Source organism: Paenibacillus sp. E222, from assembly GCF_013401555.1.
Lineage (GTDB): Bacteria > Bacillota > Bacilli > Paenibacillales > Paenibacillaceae > Paenibacillus.
Window position 1 is genome coordinate 4,798,765 of record NZ_CP058552.1, and the last position, 21,388, is coordinate 4,820,152.

The 21,388-nt window shown below is 48.2% G+C and carries 18 protein-coding genes; 16 read left to right on the top strand and 2 right to left on the bottom strand.

Annotated features, from left to right (window positions below; genetic code table 11):
* Window positions 1-345 precede the first annotated feature (345 nt).
* Entirely contained in the window at window positions 346-1,944 is a 1,599-nt protein-coding gene (locus tag HW560_RS21615; protein WP_179264665.1) for a PucR family transcriptional regulator, read from the bottom strand.
* Between the two features lie 272 nt (window positions 1,945-2,216).
* On the opposite strand from HW560_RS21615, the gene HW560_RS21620 reads away from it, so the two are divergent.
* The 13 genes from HW560_RS21620 (at window position 2,217) to ggt (ending at window position 16,503) form a co-directional block, all read left to right on the top strand.
* Window positions 2,217-3,014 carry an ABC transporter ATP-binding protein gene (locus tag HW560_RS21620; protein WP_179264667.1) on the top strand — a complete coding sequence of 266 codons (798 nt, stop codon included), beginning with the start codon at window positions 2,217-2,219 and terminating at the stop codon, window positions 3,012-3,014.
* 30 nt (window positions 3,015-3,044) lie between these two features.
* The gene (locus HW560_RS21625) at window positions 3,045-3,923 is read left to right on the top strand and encodes an ABC transporter permease (protein ID WP_091037235.1); all 879 of its coding nucleotides are present in this window, start codon (window positions 3,045-3,047) and stop codon (window positions 3,921-3,923) included.
* A 26-nt stretch (window positions 3,924-3,949) separates the two neighbouring features.
* Window positions 3,950-4,978: an ABC transporter substrate-binding protein gene (locus tag HW560_RS21630; RefSeq protein WP_179264669.1), complete on the top strand. Its 1,029-nt coding sequence runs from the start codon at window positions 3,950-3,952 to the stop codon at window positions 4,976-4,978.
* Between the two features lie 63 nt (window positions 4,979-5,041).
* A complete protein-coding gene (locus HW560_RS21635; protein WP_179264671.1) occupies window positions 5,042-5,854 on the top strand; it encodes a cysteine hydrolase family protein in 813 nt (270 codons plus the stop codon).
* A 21-nt stretch (window positions 5,855-5,875) separates the two neighbouring features.
* Window positions 5,876-7,063 carry an amidase gene (locus tag HW560_RS21640; protein WP_179264673.1) on the top strand — a complete coding sequence of 396 codons (1,188 nt, stop codon included), beginning with the start codon at window positions 5,876-5,878 and terminating at the stop codon, window positions 7,061-7,063.
* A 72-nt stretch (window positions 7,064-7,135) separates the two neighbouring features.
* Window positions 7,136-7,978 (top strand): creatininase family protein, encoded by an 843-nt coding sequence (locus HW560_RS21645; RefSeq protein WP_179264676.1) that lies wholly within the window; start codon window positions 7,136-7,138, stop codon window positions 7,976-7,978.
* On the top strand, window positions 7,975-8,841 hold the full coding sequence (locus HW560_RS21650) for a fumarylacetoacetate hydrolase family protein (RefSeq protein ID WP_179264678.1): 867 nt from the start codon (window positions 7,975-7,977) through the stop codon (window positions 8,839-8,841). Before HW560_RS21645 ends, HW560_RS21650 begins: the two co-directional genes overlap by 4 nt.
* A gap of 35 nt (window positions 8,842-8,876) precedes the next feature.
* Window positions 8,877-9,893 (top strand): ABC transporter substrate-binding protein, encoded by a 1,017-nt coding sequence (locus HW560_RS21655; protein WP_179264679.1) that lies wholly within the window; start codon window positions 8,877-8,879, stop codon window positions 9,891-9,893.
* A gap of 47 nt (window positions 9,894-9,940) precedes the next feature.
* Window positions 9,941-11,275: an FAD-binding oxidoreductase gene (locus HW560_RS21660; RefSeq protein ID WP_179264681.1), complete on the top strand. Its 1,335-nt coding sequence runs from the start codon at window positions 9,941-9,943 to the stop codon at window positions 11,273-11,275.
* A gap of 96 nt (window positions 11,276-11,371) precedes the next feature.
* Window positions 11,372-13,054, top strand: a complete 1,683-nt coding sequence (locus HW560_RS21665) for a CocE/NonD family hydrolase (RefSeq protein ID WP_179264683.1) — start codon at window positions 11,372-11,374, stop codon at window positions 13,052-13,054.
* Window positions 13,055-13,100: 46 nt separating this feature from the next.
* Window positions 13,101-13,541 carry a cupin domain-containing protein gene (locus HW560_RS21670; RefSeq protein WP_090898515.1) on the top strand — a complete coding sequence of 147 codons (441 nt, stop codon included), beginning with the start codon at window positions 13,101-13,103 and terminating at the stop codon, window positions 13,539-13,541.
* The gene (locus HW560_RS21675; RefSeq protein WP_179264685.1) at window positions 13,538-14,860 is read left to right on the top strand and encodes an amidohydrolase family protein; all 1,323 of its coding nucleotides are present in this window, start codon (window positions 13,538-13,540) and stop codon (window positions 14,858-14,860) included. The genes HW560_RS21670 and HW560_RS21675 overlap by 4 nt, the downstream gene beginning before the upstream one ends.
* 62 nt (window positions 14,861-14,922) lie before the next feature.
* Window positions 14,923-16,503, top strand: a complete 1,581-nt coding sequence (gene ggt, locus HW560_RS21680; RefSeq protein WP_090898509.1) for a gamma-glutamyltransferase — start codon at window positions 14,923-14,925, stop codon at window positions 16,501-16,503.
* Window positions 16,504-16,845: 342 nt separating this feature from the next.
* Here the strand turns inward: ggt and HW560_RS21685 are convergent, their stop codons facing one another.
* Window positions 16,846-17,805: a carotenoid biosynthesis protein gene (locus HW560_RS21685; RefSeq protein ID WP_179264687.1), complete on the bottom strand. Its 960-nt coding sequence runs from the start codon at window positions 17,803-17,805 to the stop codon at window positions 16,846-16,848.
* A gap of 155 nt (window positions 17,806-17,960) precedes the next feature.
* Between HW560_RS21685 and HW560_RS21690 the strand changes: the two genes are divergently transcribed.
* From HW560_RS21690 to HW560_RS21700, 3 genes are all read left to right on the top strand, one after another.
* A complete protein-coding gene (locus HW560_RS21690; protein WP_218152272.1) occupies window positions 17,961-18,530 on the top strand; it encodes a TetR/AcrR family transcriptional regulator in 570 nt (189 codons plus the stop codon).
* A gap of 805 nt (window positions 18,531-19,335) precedes the next feature.
* Window positions 19,336-20,532 (top strand): sensor histidine kinase, encoded by a 1,197-nt coding sequence (locus tag HW560_RS21695; RefSeq protein WP_177185710.1) that lies wholly within the window; start codon window positions 19,336-19,338, stop codon window positions 20,530-20,532.
* Window positions 20,533-20,557: 25 nt separating this feature from the next.
* A complete protein-coding gene (locus HW560_RS21700; RefSeq protein ID WP_179264689.1) occupies window positions 20,558-21,202 on the top strand; it encodes a response regulator in 645 nt (214 codons plus the stop codon).
* Window positions 21,203-21,388 lie beyond the last annotated feature (186 nt).

Sequence of the window (21,388 nt, forward strand, 5' to 3'; positions counted from 1 at the left end):
AGGACAAGAACATTGTGTCATTGCGGATTAGATTGTTATCTAAATATTATCATGACAGAACTAATGTTAAGGTCCTCAGGATTCACCATGTGATTGTTAACCCCAGGTGTGGCGGGAAAAAGCACATTAATATAAGACTTTGCCGTTTAAAAACATTTGGAATTAAGTAAATAGTTACATTTGGATGATAATTCGACTGAAAGATAACTTGTTTGAGCATTTTTGTTCAATCTGAATACTGGTTGCTCATTCGAAATTGACCCAAACTTTTCAACCAGGCCAATTCGCGGGGAGCTCTGACCGGTTACCAGGAATCGAGGCTCCTAGGTATACCCTAGACCTTTTTTAAATTTGTCTCTCGGGAGACATTAAATGCCTAAACATAAGTCCCAGCTTTAAGAGCAGCAGATGATCGGTATTCTTCATATCCAGGTTCAGCAGCCCCGAAATTTTCTCCAGCCTGTACAGTACTGTGTTGCGATGGATATATAGCTCACGTGCAGTTTCATTCACTTGGCCGTTGTTGGCGAAATAGGCTTCAAGTGTGTGCATCATCTCGCTGGTGTATTCCTCTTCTTTGTCCAGCAGTGGACGGAATAAATAAGAGCAATACCTGACCATGACCTCCTGTGGAATATGCTTGAAGAGATAAATAAATTCCAGGTCAGCAAACATGACAACCGGTTCGCTTAAACCAAGCTCCGTACTGATTCTCTCAGCATCCCCGCACTCCCGGAAGCCGTCGATGAACTCCTCCATGCCCGTTCTTACTTTACTGATAAAACATGTCCTTGTTCCGTGGTCCCATGAATGCATCAAATCCGCATACAAACGTACCGAATCCTCATACTTCCTTCGATCCTTGGCCTCTTCTTCTAGAAGGGGGAAGAGTGAATATATGCGGTTCATCACATAAAAATGATGGGATTCCAAGGAGGATGTTTTGGGATGATCCTGAAGCCTATTCTGAATCTCCCTCAGTTTGCGCTTCTGACTTTCATGGTCCCAAGCATCCGCTCTTGAGGAAGATACCATGCATACGTAAGGCGTGCTCCAAAATTTGCTTCCCAATGCTTCGGCAAATTCGAGCACCGTTTTCAAAGAGGCATTCCCCTTTAAGTAACGTTCCATGGCCGTGCCAAGACGACTGCCTGCCGCAGTAGCCTCCTGATTCTGGATGACCTCCAGATGATAGGAAAGAATAACGGCAGCTTGGTGAAAAATGCCCTCCATTTCATGTGCTTCCAGCAGATTTTCAGTTTGTATCAGCAAATAACCGTATGACTTTCCGTTTTTCAGCAGGGGAACCCTATACAACAGGTTGCTCGCCGACTTGTAAAACCGATTGTCCTGATTCCAGGGCCAATCGCTCAACAGCTCCATATCGGAACAGCGGGTCATATTATACAAGGTCTGTCCTTCAGAGGTAACGATGGCTAAAGGAACCCCTAAAATGCTTGTGATACTTTGAAAATAATTGGTGTACTCATCCGCCTGCATGGCAAAATCAACCAGCTTCTTCTGCGTTTCAAGCAATTCATTCAGCCGGCGGGTATCGCGTTGAAACTCGGATTGGTAGAGAGCGGTGATCTGCTCGGAGAAGGTAAACTCAAAAGGCAGCTCAATTAGGGGCAAGCCCAGCCGATCAGCTTCCAGCAGGGCTATCTCTGGTATTTCCGCCCAGTATCGACCAAGCTTGATGCCAAGTCCGGAGGCCCCACATTCATTCAGCTTTTGCAGCAAATTAACAAATTCCTCGGGTGAATCCCTAATCGCATACGCTGTAGTCAGTAAGAGTTCCCCTTCTTTCATCCAGTTAATCACATCCGGCGCATCCATCAAATTGATGGAGCTAATCGTTCGAGAAATTCCTTTTTTACCGGCTGCCAACTTCCCTTCCGATAACGGGTACACCGCCAACGCATCTTCTATAGTTAATTGCATGTCAATCCATCCTCCTAAACGATACATATCTGAATCAGGTACCGGACATCACGTAACTTTTAAGCAATTATATAGGCTCTTGTCGAATTTCTGCAATCCCTTTTGTTATATATATGTCATATAAGTTAACCCAAAACATAGAATTTTCTGTTTTTGAACCAACGTAAAGCGTATACCGTTAGATAAAAAACCAAAATTGTGTAAGGAATATTTACACGCATATTTTTTGGCTATATGATAGGACACAACTTCAAAGAGAAGAGGGGATTCAGATGCAGCTCACCCAAAATCAACAGGCAGCGGCCCAAAAGGACAGTCGTTCCATGCTTGTAATCGATGATGTCGGCAAAATCTACCCCAATGGCACTGTAGCTGTGCAGCATGCGAGTCTGCATGTGGGGGAAGGAGAATTTCTATGTTTTGTCGGTCCTTCCGGTTGCGGGAAATCTACCATTTTCAATATGATTGCCGGTTTGACGGAACCGACCTCCGGTCATCTGACCGTGCTGGGTACTTCTCCAAAGGAAGCACGTAAACAGAATGAAATTGCCTTTGTATTTCAGGAGCATACCCTGCTCCCGTGGGCCAAACTGATTGATAATGTCACCATGCCTCTTACTTTGCGTGGCGTATCCAAAAAGGAGCGGATTACCGAAGGGGAGCGGGTTCTAGAGCTGGTAGGCCTGAAGGATTATATGAAGGTGCTGCCCCGTGAGTTGTCCGGCGGAATGAAGATGAGAGTATCTATTGCACGAGCGTTGATATCCCGTCCCAAGCTGCTGTTAATGGACGAACCGTTTGGCGCCCTAGATGAAATTACCAGGCAGACGCTGCAGAATGAACTGCTAAATATTTGGGAACAGGACAAGAAGATGTCGGTTCTGTTCATTACGCATAACGTGTTCGAAAGTGTGTTCCTATCAACAAATGTCGTGGTGATGACCCCTCGTCCCGGTAAAATTTCGGATTTCATTGATATTCCGTTTGCCTATCCGAGGGATGATGAATTTCGGACCCAGCCTGAATTCGGTGAATATGTACGCAGCGTGTCCAATGTACTGAATCATTGATAGCCAGAAATGAGAGGAGAGGGAAGCAACATGGAAGAGATGGTAGCTAATCCAGCCGTTGAAACGACACCAGGTATCCGAGCTTCCGGGAAGGACAATGCCCGCAGCCATCATCCGGCAGAAGAGAGCCCAGTCATTGGACTGCTGAAAAAAATTCTGCCGCCAATCGTCGTGTTTGTCCTGTTTATCGGTGGATGGGAATTAATCGTGCGGATACTCGGAATGCCCCCATATATCTTGCCCAAGCCATCCGATATTGCCGCAGCCGCTGCTGAGAACAGCGCGAATCTGATTACGTCGGTAAGCACAACCATTGTTGAGGCGTTGATCGGTTTTACGATCAGTGTCGTGCTCGGTATTTCATTGGCCATTCTGCTGGCCCTGTCCAAAACGGTAGAAAAAAGCGTATATCCCTACGCTATTATCCTACAGACTATTCCGGTCGTTGCGGTAGCGCCAATCATAGTGATCTGGTTCGGAGCGGGAATAAATGCCATTGTGATCATTTCATTCTTAATCAGCTTTTTCCCAATTTTATCGAATACGCTGATCGGATTGAACTCAACGGATCAGAACATGAAGAATTTATTCTATCTGTATAATGCAAGCAAGCTTCAAACCATTTGGAGGCTTAGATTTCCGGCGGCACTCCCGTACATTATGGCAGGGCTGAAAATTTCATGCTCCAGTTCGGTTGTCGGAGCAATCGTGGGTGAATACATTGCAGGCATTGGTGGCGGACAAGGCGGACTCGGTTACGGGATTACCGTTGCGGCAACCCGCCTGCAAACGCCTTACCTGTTCGCCTGCGGTTTAGCGGCATCGGCCCTAGGAATCGCATTTTTTCTGATCATCAACATGGTGTCGAACAAACTTTTGAAGTCCTGGCATGAATCAGCAATGAAATGATACCAGAACCGGGGGAGAGATCCAGCATGTCCAAACATCATATGAACTTTCGTTACAAGAAATGGCTGCTGTCGGCTGCTTCTTTGATCCTACTGCTTCTGAGCGCATGCTCCAATTCCTCCGCTCTAGAATCCGCCGCCCCGGCGGGTGGGGAAGCCGGAACAGATTTGAAGCAGGTGAAACTGATCGAGGGCTGGTACGCCAAAGGGGAAGATGGAGGCTATTTTGCGGCATTGCAGCAGAACTATTATAAGGACAAGGGGATCGACATGACAATTCAGCCAGGAGGCCCTGAGGTGTCAACCATGCAGCTTGTCGCTGCAGGCAAAGCTGAATTCGGCATCTCTTATGCGGATGAAATTTTGAAGGCGCGGGAACAGGGAATCCCTGTTGTCGGTATCCTTGCCGGTTTTCAAAGCACACCGCAGGTTCTGATGTACCACAAGGGGGAGAACATTCAGGATTTCACAGACCTGAACGGCAAAACCGTATACATCGGTACAGCGGTGCCTTACTGGGAATATATCAAGAGCCAATACAATCTGACAGATGTAAAAGAAATGAAGTATAACGGGCAGCTGGTCAATTTTATCAATGACCCCAGTTCTCTCAATCAGGGTTACATCACGAATGAGCCTTACGCGCTTTCTCAGCAGGGGGTTGAGGTGGATTATCTGAAAATCGCCGATTCCGGTTATGCGAACTATGCAGACGTTCTTTTCACGACGGAAGATTACCTTAAAGAGCACCCTGATGTTGTTGAAGCTGTGGTGCAGGCAAGTCAGAAAGGTTGGAGCTATTATCTAGACAACTATGAAAAGGTAAACCCGTTTATCCAAACCTACAATCCCGATATGACGGTAGAAGCAATGAATTATGAGGCAGTGCAGGAAAAACCCTTTATTCTTAACAAGGATTCCGAAGCAAATGGTGTTGGTTACATGACAAAGGAACGCTGGAGCACCCTGCAGGATCAGATGATCAAGGGCGGAGGATTAACGAAATCACTAGATGTTACCCAGGCGTTTACAACGGAGTATCTGATGAAGCCATAGACCTGAACCAAAAGTATTTGAAGCTTCAAATCAGAAATTTCAGAAAAAATGAGGGGACTTAATATGTTCAAACTTGGAAATCGAAAGAGCTATTGGCAAGTGTCCGAAACGCTGGTGGATCTGAGGCGAACGCAAAAGTACGGCAAGTCAGTAACCCTCCCTGCACAGCCGCAGGAAGTCATATTTGATCTCGACCATACGGCAGTTATTGTCATCGATATGCAGAATGATTTCTGTACACCGGGTGGATGGCTGGATTCCATTGGGGTCGATACCTCTCCGCTCCTTAACCCGGTCAGCCGGCTGAACCGACTGATGCCCGAGCTGCGCAAAGCGGGAGTGCCTGTGATATGGGTGAACTGGGGCAATCGGGAAGACCGAATGAACGTGCCGCCATCCGTGCTTCATGTATACAATTCGGATGGGCGAGGCAACGGCATCGGGGACCCGCTGCCGGGGAACGGCTCCAAGGTGCTGGAGAAAGGCAGTTGGGGAACGGCCATTGTCGATGGTCTGGATTCGTCCCCCGATGATATCTATGTGGATAAATATCGCATGAGCGGGTTCTGGGATACACCACTGGACAGTATTCTACGCAATCTCAATATTCAAACGGTGTTGTTTGCCGGAGTAAATCTCGATCAGTGTGTCATGCATACACTGCAGGACGCGGCTTGTCTCGGATATGACGGCATACTTCTGGAGGATTGCTCGGCAACAAGCTCCCCGGATTTCTGCATAGAAGCGACATTGTACAATATCAAGCAATGTTATGGCTTCGTTACGGATTCCACCTGGTTGGTACAAGAGCTGAGCGGGGCAGCGACTCCTATAGAGAGAAATACCTCAGAAGAGCTGGCATCGTTAGAAGGCTGAGCGGAAGGATGGGATGAAGCAATGAAGGACCAATGGAACGCCACTGTCAACCAGGTGATCGTTGAACCGACAGGTCAGGGTAGGCTGAACGGACTCAGCTTGATGGTCAAGGATGTATATGCCGTCCGTGGCAATACAAATGGCGCGGGTAATCCGTGTTGGCTCCAGACGCATGGGCCCGAGGCGGAACACGCGGAAACGCTCAACCTGCTATTGCAGCAAGGAGCAAGGCTAACGGGCATGACGCATACGGATGAGCTGATGTTCAGCTTGAATGGTGAAAATGTTCATTATGGAACACCAGTGAATCCAAGGGCTCCCGATCGCATCCCTGGCGGTTCATCGAGCGGATCGGCGGTTGCTGTCGCCGCTGGGCTTGCTGACTTCTCCCTTGGAACGGATACGGGAGGATCGGTACGTGTGCCATCTTCGTACTGTGGAATTTATGGAATGCGTCCATCACATGGCATTGTCTCCGCGAAAGGCGTTATTCCACTCGCTCCCAGCTTCGACACCGTCGGTTGGATGGCACGTGATCTCGAGACGCTGTGCCGGGTAGGAGAAGTGCTTTTGCCGCAGACAGACTCGGGTACAGGCTTCAGTCGGGTGCTCATTGGTGAGGATGCGTGGGAGCTTGCTGACACGGAGAGCAAAGATGCGCTTACCCCTTACCTGAAGCTGCTATGCGGCATGGCTGCGAGCCATGAAACAGTTCGCATCGCCCCGCAGGGTCTGCCTGAATGGATGACCATGTTCAGGACGATCCAAGGCTATGAAATATGGCAGGAGCATGGGGAGTGGATTGAACGTGAGCAGCCAACCTTCGGGCCAGATACGGCCGGGCGATTCTCCTGGGCAAGCACTGTTGAACGTGCCGATCAGGAGAAGGCAGCCAAACGCCGAGTTGAGGTGTGCAAGCACATGACTGACCTGCTCAGAACGGATACAGTGCTTGTGATTCCGACGACAACTGGAGCAGCCCCGAAGCTGGGCTTGGGCGGGCCTTTAATTGAAGAACGAAGAGTGAAAACGATGCGTTTAACCTGCATTTCCGGCTTGTCGGGTCTGCCGCAGCTTACGATTCCCGCTGCGGAGGTACTGGGCCGCCCGGTCGGTATTTCAATCATTGCAGGTCCAGGACAGGATCAACGTCTGCTGGAATGGGCCACATCCTTTCTTTCAGCAGTAAATTCAGAAGTAAAAGGGTAGGAGCATCATTGGATATATGGACATGAAGCTACGCGTAAAAACAATAAAGCCTCAGGAGAAAGGGTGTCAGTTATGTTTCAACGATATGAAGGAACAGCGTGGGAAGAACGATTTTTGCCCCGTCTGACAAGCAAACAGGTCAAAGAACTGCCGAAGGATAAGGCGCTGGTTATTCTCCCAGTCGGAGCTGTGGAGCAGCATGGCCCCCATCTGCCCGTATATACGGACACTTTGATTGGGGAAGCGACATTATCACAAACGCTGGAGCGGGTTCGGGAGGATAAGGAGATCTGGCTGCTGCCTCCGATCTCGTATGGCAAAAGCAATGAACATATTGGACTTCCAGGCACCATTTCCTTATCGGCGAGCACACTGCATGCCATCATGCTGGACATTGCAGAAAGTCTGAAGGCCAGTGGATTTCGCAAGTTACTGTTGTTTAATACCCATGGCGGCAACGTGGATTTGCTGAATACAGTATCACGAGAAATACGGATCAGAACGGGGATGATGGTTTTCTATCTCAGTCCCAGCAGTCTGAATGTGGCAGAGGATCTCCTGTCTTCCGAGGAGCTGGAATATGGTATTCATGGTGGCGATTATGAGACTTCTCTCGTGATGTCCATCAAACCGGACTGGGTGAAGGAGGAGTTCCTCGTTAAAGAGCTTCCCGATATGTCCTCTTACCGCTTTCTTACATTAGAAGGGAACATCCGCTTCGCCTGGAAGATGGCTGATATCTCCGCTACCGGCATTGCTGGCGATGCTACGACGGCCACGCCTGAGAAAGGCAGGATTATTCAGGATAGAATCTCAACGATTTTGTCGGAGGCTCTGGAGGAACTGTGTGATTTTGAAATCACCGATGTCCGTGGGACTGAACCGGTTCAACAGCCAGCAGGAAGCACCCCGTGAAGCTCGTCAGTCTGAAACACGGCGATGGTGAACAGGCAGCGATTGAACATGCGGAACGATTCTTTCTTCTAGAGGAGATCAACAAGGCGGAAGGAAGCACATGGGGCACCTCCGTTATGGAGATCTTGCAGCAAAGCCAGCTAGACGAGTTAATCCAGTGGTATCAGAAGCACGGGGACAGAACAGTTTCATCCATCCCTTTCATACCTTCAGAGGGAGCCATACCTGCTCCTCTCTTCCGCCACCCTCGTAAAATATGGGGAATTGGCATGAATTATGTGCAAAAAGCGATCGATCTCGCATCTACTCCTCCAGAGCGTGAGCCGGTCTGCTTCATGAAGCCGGACTCAAGCCTGATCGGGCCGGAAGAGTATATCCAGCTGACGGCTCAGGATGTGAATGTGACATCAGAAGCTGAGCTTGGCATTATCATCGGCCGAACCTGCAAAAATGTGCCGGAAGAACGTGCGCAGGAGGTCATTGCAGGTTTTGCCGCAACGCTTGATATGACTAACCAGGACATTCACGCACGGAACCCCAGATTCCTGCAGCGATCCAAGTTATTCGATACATTTTTCAGTCTTGGACCACAACTAATAACACCTGATGAAATAAGTGATCTGCAGAGCCTCGTGGTTGAAACGGTGTTAAATGATGAGGTTACTCATAGCAATACGGTGTCTCACATGATGTATCATCCATGGTTCATTGTCTCGTATTTTTCACAGATGATGACTCTCTATCCGGGAGATGTGATCATGACAGGCACACCAGGGTCCGTCCGGATTCAGCAAGGAGATGTCGCCGAGTGTAGAATCAGTGGCTTTATGACGCTTCAAAATCCGGTAGCAGTAGTAGAGTAAATCATCCGTAATTTTCCTTGGGGAGTGGTAATGAGATGAACAAGTACAGACAAAAGGGAACTGTCGTTTTACTCGCAGCAATGATTTCCTTATCCACATTACTGGCGGCTTGCGGGAAACAGCCAACTGCTGAGAATGCCTCTGCTACGGGGGGAAGCGAGGAACTCACGGCAATTACACAGGTGACGAACTGGTTTGCACAAGCAGAGCACGGGGGGCTGTATGCGGCAAAGGAACAAGGATATTACAATGAGACCGGTCTCGATATGACCATCCAGGCAGGTGGGCCGCAGGTGTCTCCAACACAGATCGTGGCTTCAGGCAAGGCGCAGTTCGGACTTGCTACAGCGGATCAATTGCTGGTCGCTCGTGAAGAAGGAATCCCTCTTGTAGCGATTGCAACGATATTCCAGAAAAGCCCGCAGGGACTTATGGTTCATGCCAATCAGAACATGTCCTCCCTGGCCGATTTGAACAACCGCTCCGTATACGTGGGTACAGGCTCGGTGTTTTGGGATTTTGTGAAGAGTAAATACCAATTGGGTAACGTGAAGGAATTGGCTTATACCGGTTCTTTGGCTCCTTTTGTAGCCGATGAAACGGTTGCGATTCAGGGATATGTAACCAGTGAACCTTACGAGATGAAGCAGCAGAATGTGGATATTAATTTCCTGCTACTGGCAGATGCCGGTTATAACCCGTACTCCAATGTGCTGTTCACCACGGAGCAGTATATTCAGGATCATCCTGATATTGTGCGTGGTTATGTCGAGGCTTCGATGAAGGGCTGGGATTATTACAAGACCAATTATGATACCGTGAATGACGTCATTTTAAAGGAAAACCCTGATTTTACGAAAGAAAAGCTGAACTATGCCGCAGAAGCGCTTATCCCGTTTGTATATGAAGGTGATGCAGCGACACATGGTGTTGGCTATATGACAGAGGAACGCTGGACGGAGCTCGGAAAGCAGCTTAAGGAGATTGGGGCCTTGAAAGAGGAGCCTGATGTCAGCAAGGTGTTTACGGATGAATTCTTGCCGAAGTCCTAAGAGATTCCTTTGGGAGATCAGTATTACAAATACGGGAGGGGAACCGAATGAATGAACATTGGATAGCCGTATTGAAAGAACGCATGGATCCGGAATTGCTGCAGTGGGAGGAGGCGGCGCTTGCCAAATATTCGATGGATTATCATCACTTCTCTCCTGTGCTGGCCAGTCAGCTGCAGGGTAAGATCGCCGAGTGCATCGCCAGTCCGCACACCGAGGAAGAACTTGACGATCTGCTCTCCATAGCAGCAGAGCTGGGAGTTCCGCTCACCATCAGGGGGAACGGAACCGGCAACTATGGCCAATGTGTTCCGGTCACAGGCGGAATCGTCCTGAATCTGGCCAAATACAACAAGGTGCTCGAAATGGGAGAAGGCACGATGCGGATCCAGGCCGGGGCCAGACTCGGCAAAATGGAATCCACTGCCCGCAAGGCAGGTTACGAGCTGCGTACGATGCCTTCCACCTTTCAATCTGCGACGATCGGCGGGTTTTTATGCGGCGGTTTTGGCGGCATCGGTTCGATCAGCTGGGGGACGATCTGGGATGGGCTGGTACGTTCTCTAAAAATCAAGACCGTTGAGGTTCATCCCCGTACCATTGAGCTCCAGGGAGACGAAGTGCTGCCTTACCTGCATACTTACGGTACAATCGGCATTTTGTCCGAAGTGGAAATCAATCTGGCTCCCCGAGTGGAATGGATGCAATGGGCAGTGACCTTTGACCGTTTTGAACAGGCTTTTCGCTTCGGGCAGGCGGTTGCTGAGGACACTTCCTTGATGAAACGGCTAATTTCCATCCATGAATGGCCGGTACCATCCTATTTTCTCCCGCTTGATCTCCCCGCTGACCATGCTGTCGCATTACTGGAAGTGGATACGGCCAACGAATCCCAGCTTGAATGTATCCTATCGGAGTATGGAGGTCACTTGGCTATGAAGGTCTCTGCCGAACAGTATCACAAAGGTGTAGGTGTCTCCGATTTCACATGGAATCATACAACATTGTGGGCACGCAAGGCAGATCCTGGCTTGACTTACCTGCAGCTAAATTTTGATCCATCCAGTGCCCTTGAGCAAATCTCATTAATGAAAAAGGAATATCCGGAAGTGATGAATCATATCGAGTTTGCCCGCCAAAACGGAAATTTGCTAATCTCCGGCCTGCCGCTGGTTCCCTTCACAACGGAGGAAAACCTGAATCAGCTGATGGAATGTTACGAGAAAAACCGCGTTATAGTCAACAATCCGCATACATGGGATTTGAAGGAAGGCGGGCGATCATACGCCCATGATCGTTTGTGGGAAATTAAACATCACAACGACCCGAAGGGAATTTTGAATCAGGAGAAATTAAAGCGTTCGGCAGTTAGCGGTATCTGATCAACGGATGATGGAAGAATGGCGCAGCCTGCAGCAGTTAACGTGCCATGCGGATTTTAATAGTCAATCCGTATCTACAGCAAAGGAGCGAGTTGCATGAAATTTGGAAATGTCGTCATCCGCCGAAAGGTCCCTTGCACGATGCGCGACGGCATAACGTTGTATTCAGATATATACCTGCCGGACGAGACAGGAGAATATCCTGTGCTGCTGATGCGCCAGCCCTACGGACGGTCGATTGCTTCTACCGTTACGCATGCCCACCCCGTCTGGTATGCAAGTAAGGGATATATCGTTGTAATTCAGGACGTCAGGGGGCGGGGTGAGTCGGAAGGCGAATTTAATCCGTTTGTTCAAGAAGCAGAGGACGGATTTGATACCATCGAATGGGCAGCCGATCTGTCCGGCTCGACCGGGAACGTAGGCATGTACGGTTTCTCTTATCAAGGCCTCACACAATGGGCAGCGGCTTCCCTTCACCCGCCTGCGCTCAAGGCGATTGCACCGAGCATGTGTCCGGCTGACATGTATCATGGCTTATTTTATCCGCATGGCTCCTTCGCACTTGGCAACCATCTGCCGTGGGCTTTCCAGCTGGCTCGTGACACGGCACAAAGAGCGGGTGACTTCGAAACGGCAGAGCAATGCTCACGACTCATGCGCAGCCCCGAGGAGATGCTCTGGAAAATGCCATTGAATGAAAGACATCCGATTCTGGAGCAATACTTTCCCGCATTTTATGATTGGATCGATCATCAAGCGTACGATGAGTACTGGGAGAAGATGAACTGGATCAACGATATCGTAAAGGAACCCGTGCCTGCGCTTCATATTGGGGGATGGTATGACGGTTTCCTCATGGGCACGTTACAGTCGTTCGAAGCTCTGCAAGCTACGGCCACGCCGGATTGCTTTCATCGGCTCATTGTCGGCCCGTGGGCCCATATTCCATGGGGGCGCAGAGCGGGCGGAATCGATCATGGCGAGCAGGCGGATGGTGGTCATCATCTGGAGCAGCTGCGCTGGTTTGATTATTGGCTGAAGGGCAAGGAAGACATGGAACTGCCTGGTGAACTGCCGATCCGATATTTTGACCAATTGAGTCATGAATGGCACACGGCGGAACAGCTGCCTTCTCTATATGAGGATGGGGCCTCTCCGTCCGAATGGTTTTATCTGTCCGGGTCACAGACCCCGGCGAACGGTGCGGCAGGAGGCGGGAGACTCGAAAAGCATAAGGAAGATGTGGAGGAGGCTGTGCCGGATGTATTCGTGTACGACTCACGTCTGCCGATGCGCCTGGACTCTTACCTGCCCACCGACCGAGCTGCTATTCAGGAACGGCAAGAGATTCTGGTATACACGGGAGGACCGCTTGCAGAGGATATCCCTATTTTTGGGTCTCCGGTGTTATCCGTGCAGTACCAAACATTGGGAGGTCCGACGGATCTGGTGGCTATCCTCACGACCGTATCCGAGAAAGGGGCGGCCCGGCTACTGAGTGTGGGTCGCACGGAAATCTGCAGTGAAGGAGCAGATGATTCCAATGAATGGAGAACAGCGCAGATCCGGCTGCGTCCCTTGGCGGCCACCCTTCCGGCAGGCTCGTATGTCCGGCTTGAGTTGACAGGCAGCGCCTTCCCGTTATTCGCCCGGCATCCAAACGGTGTTAGGGACGAGATGAACAGCACGGGAACAGGTGGGTTGAAGATTGCCACCACGGCTGTTCGCAGTACAGAACAGGACATATCCTGTTTGAGGCTGCCGGTAAAAAGATAAAAAGCGAAGCGTAAATTAAAATCAGTCAAAGTGAGGTTGAATGTATATGGTGAACATTCCAGGTCTGGTTGCTGGTAACTTTGAGAATTGTCCCGTCCACAAAATTTCCGCACAGGATACGAATAAGTTCATCCTGCTGTGCGACAGGGAGCAGGTTCCTTTCACTTCATTCGTGGAGATCTTCGAGGTTGGAGGCAGAACTCCATCCAATGAACACCGGGAAGCTTATGAATATTTTTATGTGTTAAAAGGGGAGGGGCTAGCCAAAGTTGGCAACGAATATGAGACGCCGATCCGCCAAGGTTCATTCATTATCATTCCACCGGGCAACCATCACGATATTATTAACACGGGCAGCACACGTCTGTATTGTCTGACGACCATGGTGCCGGACGAAATGTTCTCGGATATGATCAAAGCGGGTCCGGCCACCGAGCTTGACGAGGAGGATCTGGCCGTGCTTCAGGCGCTGGCTACCGCACAATGAGTGCAGGGCTGCGTTTCATTAATGTATGCCTTCCGCGCCGGGAAGACCTCTGTCTTTATGAACTACAGGCGGAGGCTGGAAAATGGGTTAGTATCCGTCGGCAGGATCGTTTTCTTGATGCACGGGAGAGCGGTGCTTCCCGTATGATGGTCCCGCACCAGGCTGGATCGGATCTGAAACGGCTCGCAGACGCGGATTGCATCGATCTGCAGGGTGGGATGATGCTTCCTGGCCTGGTTGACTGTCATATGCATCTGGATAAGGCCTTCTCGCTTGAGCAGGTGTCGAACCGATCCGGCACACTTCATGAAGCCATTCTCAATTACAGCCAGGCTGTACAGACATTCAGCAAGGAGCAGCTAGCGGAACGCATGCTGACTGCCGCCAGAATGGCACTGAGCTACGGAACCACGACCATAAGGAGCCACCTCGACTTCCCTGTTCATTTGGGGAGAGAGGTGGCCTTTCGGACAATTGAGGCAGCCTTGGAGGTACGGGAGAAGTTGAAGGGTAGTATGACTATTCAATATGCGCTCATGGTTCCGTTCCGCGGCAATCAAGAAGCTGCGGATGAGGCAATCGAGGAAGCACTGCGGATGGGAATTGATGTACTGGGCGGAGCCCCTCATCTGGCAGACGACTCTGAAAGAGAGATTGGCAGGATTTTTCGGTTAGCAGAACGTTTCGGAGTACCCATTGATCTGCATGCAGATGAAAGTGATAATCCAGGAAAAAAGACCGTACTGAGCTTAGCAGAGCATACGATTCACTACGGTTATCAGCGCAGAGTGACGGCAGATCATCTGTGCTCGTTGTCTGCCATGACGGAAAACGATGCACAGCATGTGATGGCGAAGATGAAGGAAGCCGGTCTGAACGCGGTAACGCTGCCTGCGGTGAACCTGTATCTTCAAGGACGGGAAGATCGCGGCCTGGTAAGACGGGGCACAACACGCATTCGCGAGCTGCTTGCAGAAGGCATTCCGCTTGCTGCGGCCTCCGACAATATTCAAGACCCGTTCCATCCGTTCGGCCGCGGGGATCTGATACAGATCGCCCAAATCACATCATATGCGGCCCATATGGGCAGTGAACGGGATTTAGCACAGCTGCTGCGGATGATCACGGATATACCTGCTGCAATCACGGGCTGCAACAAGTATGGAATAGAAGAAGGACATGACTGCAACTTTGTAGTCACGGATGCTTCGGATGTCACGCAGCTGCTATCAGGTACAAAAATGAGTCGCTGGGTGTATGCCTCGGGCAGATGGCAGTCTGCTTTGCATACAGCTCAGACATTCGCGTCTGAATGGTAACATGATTTGCAACAAACAGGAATTTCCGTCAGTTGAACATAGAAGAGAAAGAAGGTGGCAAGATGGTTCCACAAGTCACAGGCACACAGACGATGGTCGTCAGTCCTCATTCTTTGGCCAGTGCGGCAGGATCTCGTATTTTGCAGCAGGGAGGTAACGCCTTTGATGCCGCCGTGGCGGTGAGCGCCTGTCTTGCTGTCGTATACCCACATATGACGGGACTGGGAGGCGATTCCTTCTGGCTGACCTATAGCACCGAAGAGAGAAAAGTCAGGGCATATAACGCGAGTGGACGTTCGGGCAGTCGGATTACCGCCAGCTGCTTTGAAGGCGAGTCAGCCATCCCGCAGCGGGGACCCCGCAGCGTCATTACCGTGCCGGGTATGGTGGACGGCTGGGATGCCATATTACAGGAATATGGCTCGAAGACGCTGGCAGAGGTGCTTGAGCCCGCGATCCAATATGCGCTGGAAGGCTTCCCGCTGTCGCCGGACCAGCATGTCAATACGGCCGAGCGTTTCGATGTGCTGGCAGCTTATCCACAGACAGCCGACATCTATCTGCCCGGAGGTAAAGTTCCGGAGCAAGGCAGCCGCTTTGTGCAGTCTGCTTTGGGAAGCAGCCTGCTCCAGGTTGCAGACCAGGGCCGAGACGTATTTTATTCAGGCAGTGTTGGTCAGGAGATTGTTCGCTCACTTAAGGAGCAGGGAGGTCTACTGACACTGGAGGACTTTGCGAGACACAGAGGTGAATGGGTGGAGCCGATCAAAGGGAGTTACCGAGGGCTTGATCTTTATCAGGTCCCGCCGAATTCACAGGGCTTTACCGGTATAATGGCGCTTCAAATTCTAGAACAGTTTGATTTGGACAGTATAGAGCATGGTTCCTATGCGTACTATCACCTGCTCGTGGAGGCGCTGAAGCTGAGCTTCCGTGATCGCGATCGTTATTTGACAGATCCACAATTTTCATCCATTCCTCTGGAACAGCTGCTATCCAAATCCTATGCTGCGAAGCTCGCGGCCTGCATTGATATGGAGCGAGCCCTGCCGATGGATTCTCAACCGGTAGGTCATGATACGGCATATGCGGCGGTAGTAGACAGTGAGGGCAATGCCGTTTCATTTATCCAAAGTCTCTACTTTGAGTTCGGCTCGGCCGTGGTTGGGGGAGACACTGGTATATTGCTGCAGAACCGAGGCTCATTCTTCTCCCTGGATCCGACACATGTGAACAGGCTGGAGCCGGACAAAAGAACCTTTCATACGCTGATGCCGGCAATGGCATGCCGTGATGGGAAGCCGTATATTTTGTACGGTACCCAGGGAGGAGAAGGTCAGCCCCAGACACAGACCGCGCTGCTGACCCGCATGGTGGATTATGGCATGGCCCCCCAGACCGCTGTACGTGAACCCCGCTGGGTGTGGGGAAGAACATGGGGAGAGGCAACGCAAGAATTGAGAGTGGAGGGCCGGATCGCAGCAGAAGTGCAGCAGCGCTTACAGCTCACCGGACACAAGGTACAAAAAGTTGAAGATTTTGCTAGAGTCATGGGACATGCGCATGCCATTATGATCGATGACAATGGCTTCCTGCTCGGGGGCACAGACCCCCGCTGCGATGGTGCGGCTATCGGATGGTAAACCAAAACCAGGTGAAAGGTCTGGGTGCATACTGCCCAGGCTTTTATTATGGCTTTAGCCAGTTGAGTGCGTGAAACGCGCGAAACAAAAACCACCGCTAAATAAACCGTTATAGTATCTGTTATACAGAGGTAAGAATAAGTAAGGAGCCGTGCTGTAACACGACTCCAGTGTACATTAACTACATAAAGAGCAGTCGGCCGCTCGGTGGTGGTCGGAATAGACTGATACCTTAGGGTGGGCGGTCTATTTCTTTTCATGTAAGCAAGAAGCACCAAAATAAAAATGTCGAAAAGGAATATTAATGAAAGTGTGTCTTTGCCTCAATGCTTGGGTTTATGGTTATTTCGTGATTGGACTTGCTTTTTTACCCATAATGTAAATTCCAATCCAGCCTAGCAATAATAGGATCTGAGCCAGAGCGACCAGCCACAACACTTGCGTGTAACCTCCTATAATGCAAAATATAGTATTGACTAGGGGGAACCCCACGAAAGTAAACATGATAGAAAAATCTTTTTTGGGAGTGATTGAATAATTAACCTTCCGGTCCCAAAACTTTATAAAAGCTAATGCTAAAATTCCGATTGTAATTACAGAAAGTGTAATCAACATCACCCATTGCATATTAGAGGTTCTTTCGAAGAACGGACCCATATAATTAAAGAAGTTAGATAAGGGTGAGAACATACACGCTAATGACAGAATGGCCGCCAGAAACGGATAGATATAACCAATTGATTTACTGTAGCCTTTCTTTTTATGCCACCATTCACCAATTAGAATAAAGATGGTCCAATATCCCGCTATATAAATCCATCCTGTAAAATTCATCACAGGTTCCCCATAGATTTGAGGCTCACCGGCTAGCGGATAATAAGTCCATCTTGCCATGAGTCCATCTGTAGTCTGAAATATCTGTTTAACAGCCACCGGGTCCAATGAAAAGTCAAAAACCATAGCGCTCAATCCCGTAATAAATGGTTTAGTCCAGGACGGTATATTTACAGACTTTAGAACACGCAAAGTTGAATAAATGATCAGAAACTCAATAATAGGGACAGTAATCGGTATATTAAATAACATTAAAATACTCCGCCCATAGGCGTAAAAACCTTCCCCAAGCGATGAAGCAGTAATTTCAAAAACGGCTGCGTAAAAAAACACAAAACCTATAAACTGCAGTAGAACCGTTTTGGGATGTGTTTCCTTATCAAGGATGTAGAAAACCATTAGAACAGCAGCAATTAAGACGATAATATCTTGAATTATCCATACAGGCACTACAGTTATATCACTCATATTTCACCTCCATTTAAGTTTAAAAATAGAATTGAACGTTCAAATAAATTATAATTTCACTGTGTTACTTAAACAACAGCCTGTTCGATTGAGATATGTTAGTTATCATACAAACCACCTTAGATTTGTTCATTATTTCAAATTGGGAGGATATTATGGCAGACAAAAAAACAGATCACAGAGTGAGGTATACAAAAATGGTTATCAAAGAAAGCCTGTTGAAGCTTTTGACAGAACGGTCTATCAATAAAGTTACCGTGACCGACATTTGCAGAGAAGCAGGGATTAATCGCAACACCTTTTATACACACTATGCTAATCAGTTTGAGCTTCTTTCAACGATTGAAAATGATCTTTACGAAGACATTAAGCAAGTTGGGATGAGTACTTCAAACCCTCAAACGCTATCTTTTGAATTATGTAAGTATATCAAAGCAAATAAAACGATATGTGAGGTTCTGTTCTCAGAGCATGGCGATAAAGAATTATTGGAACGAATCCTTTATATCAGTCACGATTTAACTATTGAACGATGGAAGACGGAATTAAAATATTTTGATCCACAATTATTTGAGTCCTGGTATACGTTCACCGCTCATGGCAGTATAGCTATTATTAAAAAGTGGGTGAGTAGTGGTCTGAAGGAAAGCCCCAGTCAAATTGCAGCTTTTATTGATAAAGCTACGGAATCCGTATCTAAAGCTTTTTATTCTGAAGAATTGTAGGATTTCCCCGCTTCTCACCAAAAAGCCCGGCAGCTTCTACGCAGTATGATTGTTGAAACTCACGAAGGCAAGGTGTGCGTTATTGTATTCGTAGGTCATGTCAAAGGAATTATCCCTATCGACGAAACTGAGTTTGAAAACGGGGAGGGGGGGATCATTCTTGGCTGCATCAGTTTAAACTTCTGGATGAATGCGCATTTCATGATCTAAAATTGAATAATACTTGCCCTAACTGTAGATCAACGATACCTTTCTTGTTGTCGAATAGACAGTTAGAACATGCATTTCAGTGCAAGTGTGGATATGCTTTTGCTACTTTTCATATGTCCAGTTGGAACGAATGGAGAAGCGCCTGATCAAATGAATCCTGCTGTCCTTCGTTGGGTGGTGTCGAGGGACAAGAACATGGTCCCATTGAAGTCGCTATTTTAGCGGCTCTTTTATTTTATCGGTACAAGTTCTTGTCCCAAGCCAAGGACAAGAACTTGTTCGAATTACCGAAATAGACAACAACATGTTCCTATTCCCGATTAGATAAACATCTAAGTTTAGAGATGAGTTTCTTTATGAGTGATTTAACAGACTAGGGCTTCAAGGCTAGAAGGTATTTGATAAAAACCCAACACTTCAAAGATCTAAAACCTTCCTGTACATAGTCTTGGTCTTCAGTGGAGAAGGGATTTGGCTAGCAAACGTGTAAAAAGAATTTTTTTAACGCTCTTCGTTTCTTATGTCCGAAGGGGCATGTACTAAAGTACTATTATTCATGTTGAAAAGAGGTATACTGGATACCGAGGTGAATCCAATGTGGTTTAAGAGAAGACTGAATACCGCTTCAGATGCAAAAGAACATATCGACCCTTTATCCGCTTCGCGGCTCCCTGTGTTAATATGGCTATGCCTTGTTACCACCGCAACCCTTATACTACAGACCATGTCAGCACCCATTATTATCCCGAGTGTTTTTTTCGTCATAGTGATGCTCGCCCATAGTTACTTTTACTGGATAACAGGTTCAGTCGTTGCTTATTCCAAGCCGTTATATATTATAATACAAGCAAGTTTAATATACATTAGTGCTATTCTTATGCCGGATGGCATGCCGGCGATCCTGATTGGTCTTATACCTGTATTGATCGGGCAAACCGTTGCGATCTATTTCGAAACAACAAAAGTGGTTTTCGTTGCATTTGTGCTCTATGCCATGTTTTGTTCTTTAACTTTATTTAATCGAACTGGCCCTGAGGCGGCACTGCTTGTTTTATTACTTTTACTCATGATGGTTGTAGTCATATCTTACGCGTCATTGTTTTACAAACAAGTTAATGCACGTGTCAGAACCCAAAATTTCTTGCGGGAATTAGAGCTGGCTCACCAAAAAGTAGAGGAACTTACACTCACTGGTGAGAGACAGCGGATGGCTAGAGACTTACATGACACATTGGCCCAAGGCCTTGCCGGAATTATTATGCAATTGGAGGCTGCAAGTATTCATCAAGAAAAGGGGAACCAGCTCAAAGCACAGGAGATCATACGCAATGCCATGGTACAAGCCAGACAATCATTGGCGGATGCACGACGAGCAATAGATGATTTACGCACGAAATCAAACCCTTCCATCACGCTGAGCGAGGCGTTTCAAGAGCAACTGGAACGATTCCGACAGGCGACTGGCATTACAACTGAATTTCAGGGAGAGCTCTCTTCACAGTTGAACAAAGTGCAGATGGAGCATATCTTGCATATTTTGAGCGAGTCCCTTATGAATATCGCTAGGCACGCACAAGCGAACCTTGTCAAGATAACTACCAGCCATAGCAATAATAAGTTTAACCTGAACATCATCGATAACGGCCAAGGGTTTAACACGGATCGCATCGGAAAATTACATGGCCATTACGGCTTAATTGGTGTACAGGAGCGCGCCAGACTCATTGGCGGGAGTATTGAGATTGACAGTAATGCACAAGGAACAGCTGTACACTTAAGCTTTCCATTATAATCGGTAGGAGGAGAGGGATAGCCGCATGAAGCACAAAGTCATGATTGTGGATGACCATTGGGTTGTACGAGAAGGTCTGAAGCTTATTCTGGAAACAGACGACAATTACTGCATTGTAGGAGAAGCCGACGAAGGTGTTGAAGCATTAAAACTGATGGAAATTTCTGAACCGGATGTCATCCTGATGGACCTTAACATGCCAGGGGGACTTGGGGGACTGGATACCATGAAACGGATGCAAGAACAAGGCCTGCTTATTCCCGTTATCATTCTTACCACATATAACGAGGACGAACTTATGATCGAAGGTTTATCCCTGGGTGCCAAAGGATATCTTTTAAAGGATACCAGCCGTGAAAACCTATTCCGTACATTAGACTCTGCACTCCGTGGAGAGACTTTGCTTCAGCCAGAGATTACTGCCAGAGTATTTGCTCATCAGACCCGATCGTTAGCCAGAAAAACGGAGCCTACCTTGCTTAGCGATAAAGAAACGATTGTTCTGCAAGCCATCGCAAGAGGAATGCGTAGTAAGGAGATTGCTTTCGATATGGGCATTGCCGAACGTACGGTGAAAGCTCATCTTACGAATATTTACAACAAACTTGGCGTAGATTCACGGTCTGAAGCGGTTGCTGTCGCTGTCGAAAAGGGACTCCTGCATCTCTAAGTAAAAAAAATGCCTCGCGTACGTCTTGATTTAACTAACGTACATGCCCCATCTTGCCCGATCGTACATTTAGGGAATGCCCTTATGTACGATTTTTTTTCGTCTATTTTTCAATACAATACAGACATAGGGTGGTGATGAAACACTTCCTAATTGCAGCAAGTTGAAAGGGGCATGACATTTATT

Coding starts and splice junctions, on each gene's coding strand:
- HW560_RS21615 (WP_179264665.1), bottom strand. CDS start 1,944: ATGCAATTAACTATAGAAGATGCGTTGGCGGTGTACCCGTTATCGGAA.
- HW560_RS21620 (WP_179264667.1), top strand. CDS start 2,217: ATGCAGCTCACCCAAAATCAACAGGCAGCGGCCCAAAAGGACAGTCGT.
- HW560_RS21625 (WP_091037235.1), top strand. CDS start 3,045: ATGGAAGAGATGGTAGCTAATCCAGCCGTTGAAACGACACCAGGTATC.
- HW560_RS21630 (WP_179264669.1), top strand. CDS start 3,950: ATGTCCAAACATCATATGAACTTTCGTTACAAGAAATGGCTGCTGTCG.
- HW560_RS21635 (WP_179264671.1), top strand. CDS start 5,042: ATGTTCAAACTTGGAAATCGAAAGAGCTATTGGCAAGTGTCCGAAACG.
- HW560_RS21640 (WP_179264673.1), top strand. CDS start 5,876: ATGAAGGACCAATGGAACGCCACTGTCAACCAGGTGATCGTTGAACCG.
- HW560_RS21645 (WP_179264676.1), top strand. CDS start 7,136: ATGTTTCAACGATATGAAGGAACAGCGTGGGAAGAACGATTTTTGCCC.
- HW560_RS21655 (WP_179264679.1), top strand. CDS start 8,877: ATGAACAAGTACAGACAAAAGGGAACTGTCGTTTTACTCGCAGCAATG.
- HW560_RS21660 (WP_179264681.1), top strand. CDS start 9,941: ATGAATGAACATTGGATAGCCGTATTGAAAGAACGCATGGATCCGGAA.
- HW560_RS21665 (WP_179264683.1), top strand. CDS start 11,372: ATGAAATTTGGAAATGTCGTCATCCGCCGAAAGGTCCCTTGCACGATG.
- HW560_RS21670 (WP_090898515.1), top strand. CDS start 13,101: ATGGTGAACATTCCAGGTCTGGTTGCTGGTAACTTTGAGAATTGTCCC.
- HW560_RS21675 (WP_179264685.1), top strand. CDS start 13,538: ATGAGTGCAGGGCTGCGTTTCATTAATGTATGCCTTCCGCGCCGGGAA.
- ggt (WP_090898509.1), top strand. CDS start 14,923: ATGGTTCCACAAGTCACAGGCACACAGACGATGGTCGTCAGTCCTCAT.
- HW560_RS21685 (WP_179264687.1), bottom strand. CDS start 17,805: ATGAGTGATATAACTGTAGTGCCTGTATGGATAATTCAAGATATTATC.
- HW560_RS21690 (WP_218152272.1), top strand. CDS start 17,961: ATGGCAGACAAAAAAACAGATCACAGAGTGAGGTATACAAAAATGGTT.
- HW560_RS21695 (WP_177185710.1), top strand. CDS start 19,336: ATGTGGTTTAAGAGAAGACTGAATACCGCTTCAGATGCAAAAGAACAT.
- HW560_RS21700 (WP_179264689.1), top strand. CDS start 20,558: ATGAAGCACAAAGTCATGATTGTGGATGACCATTGGGTTGTACGAGAA.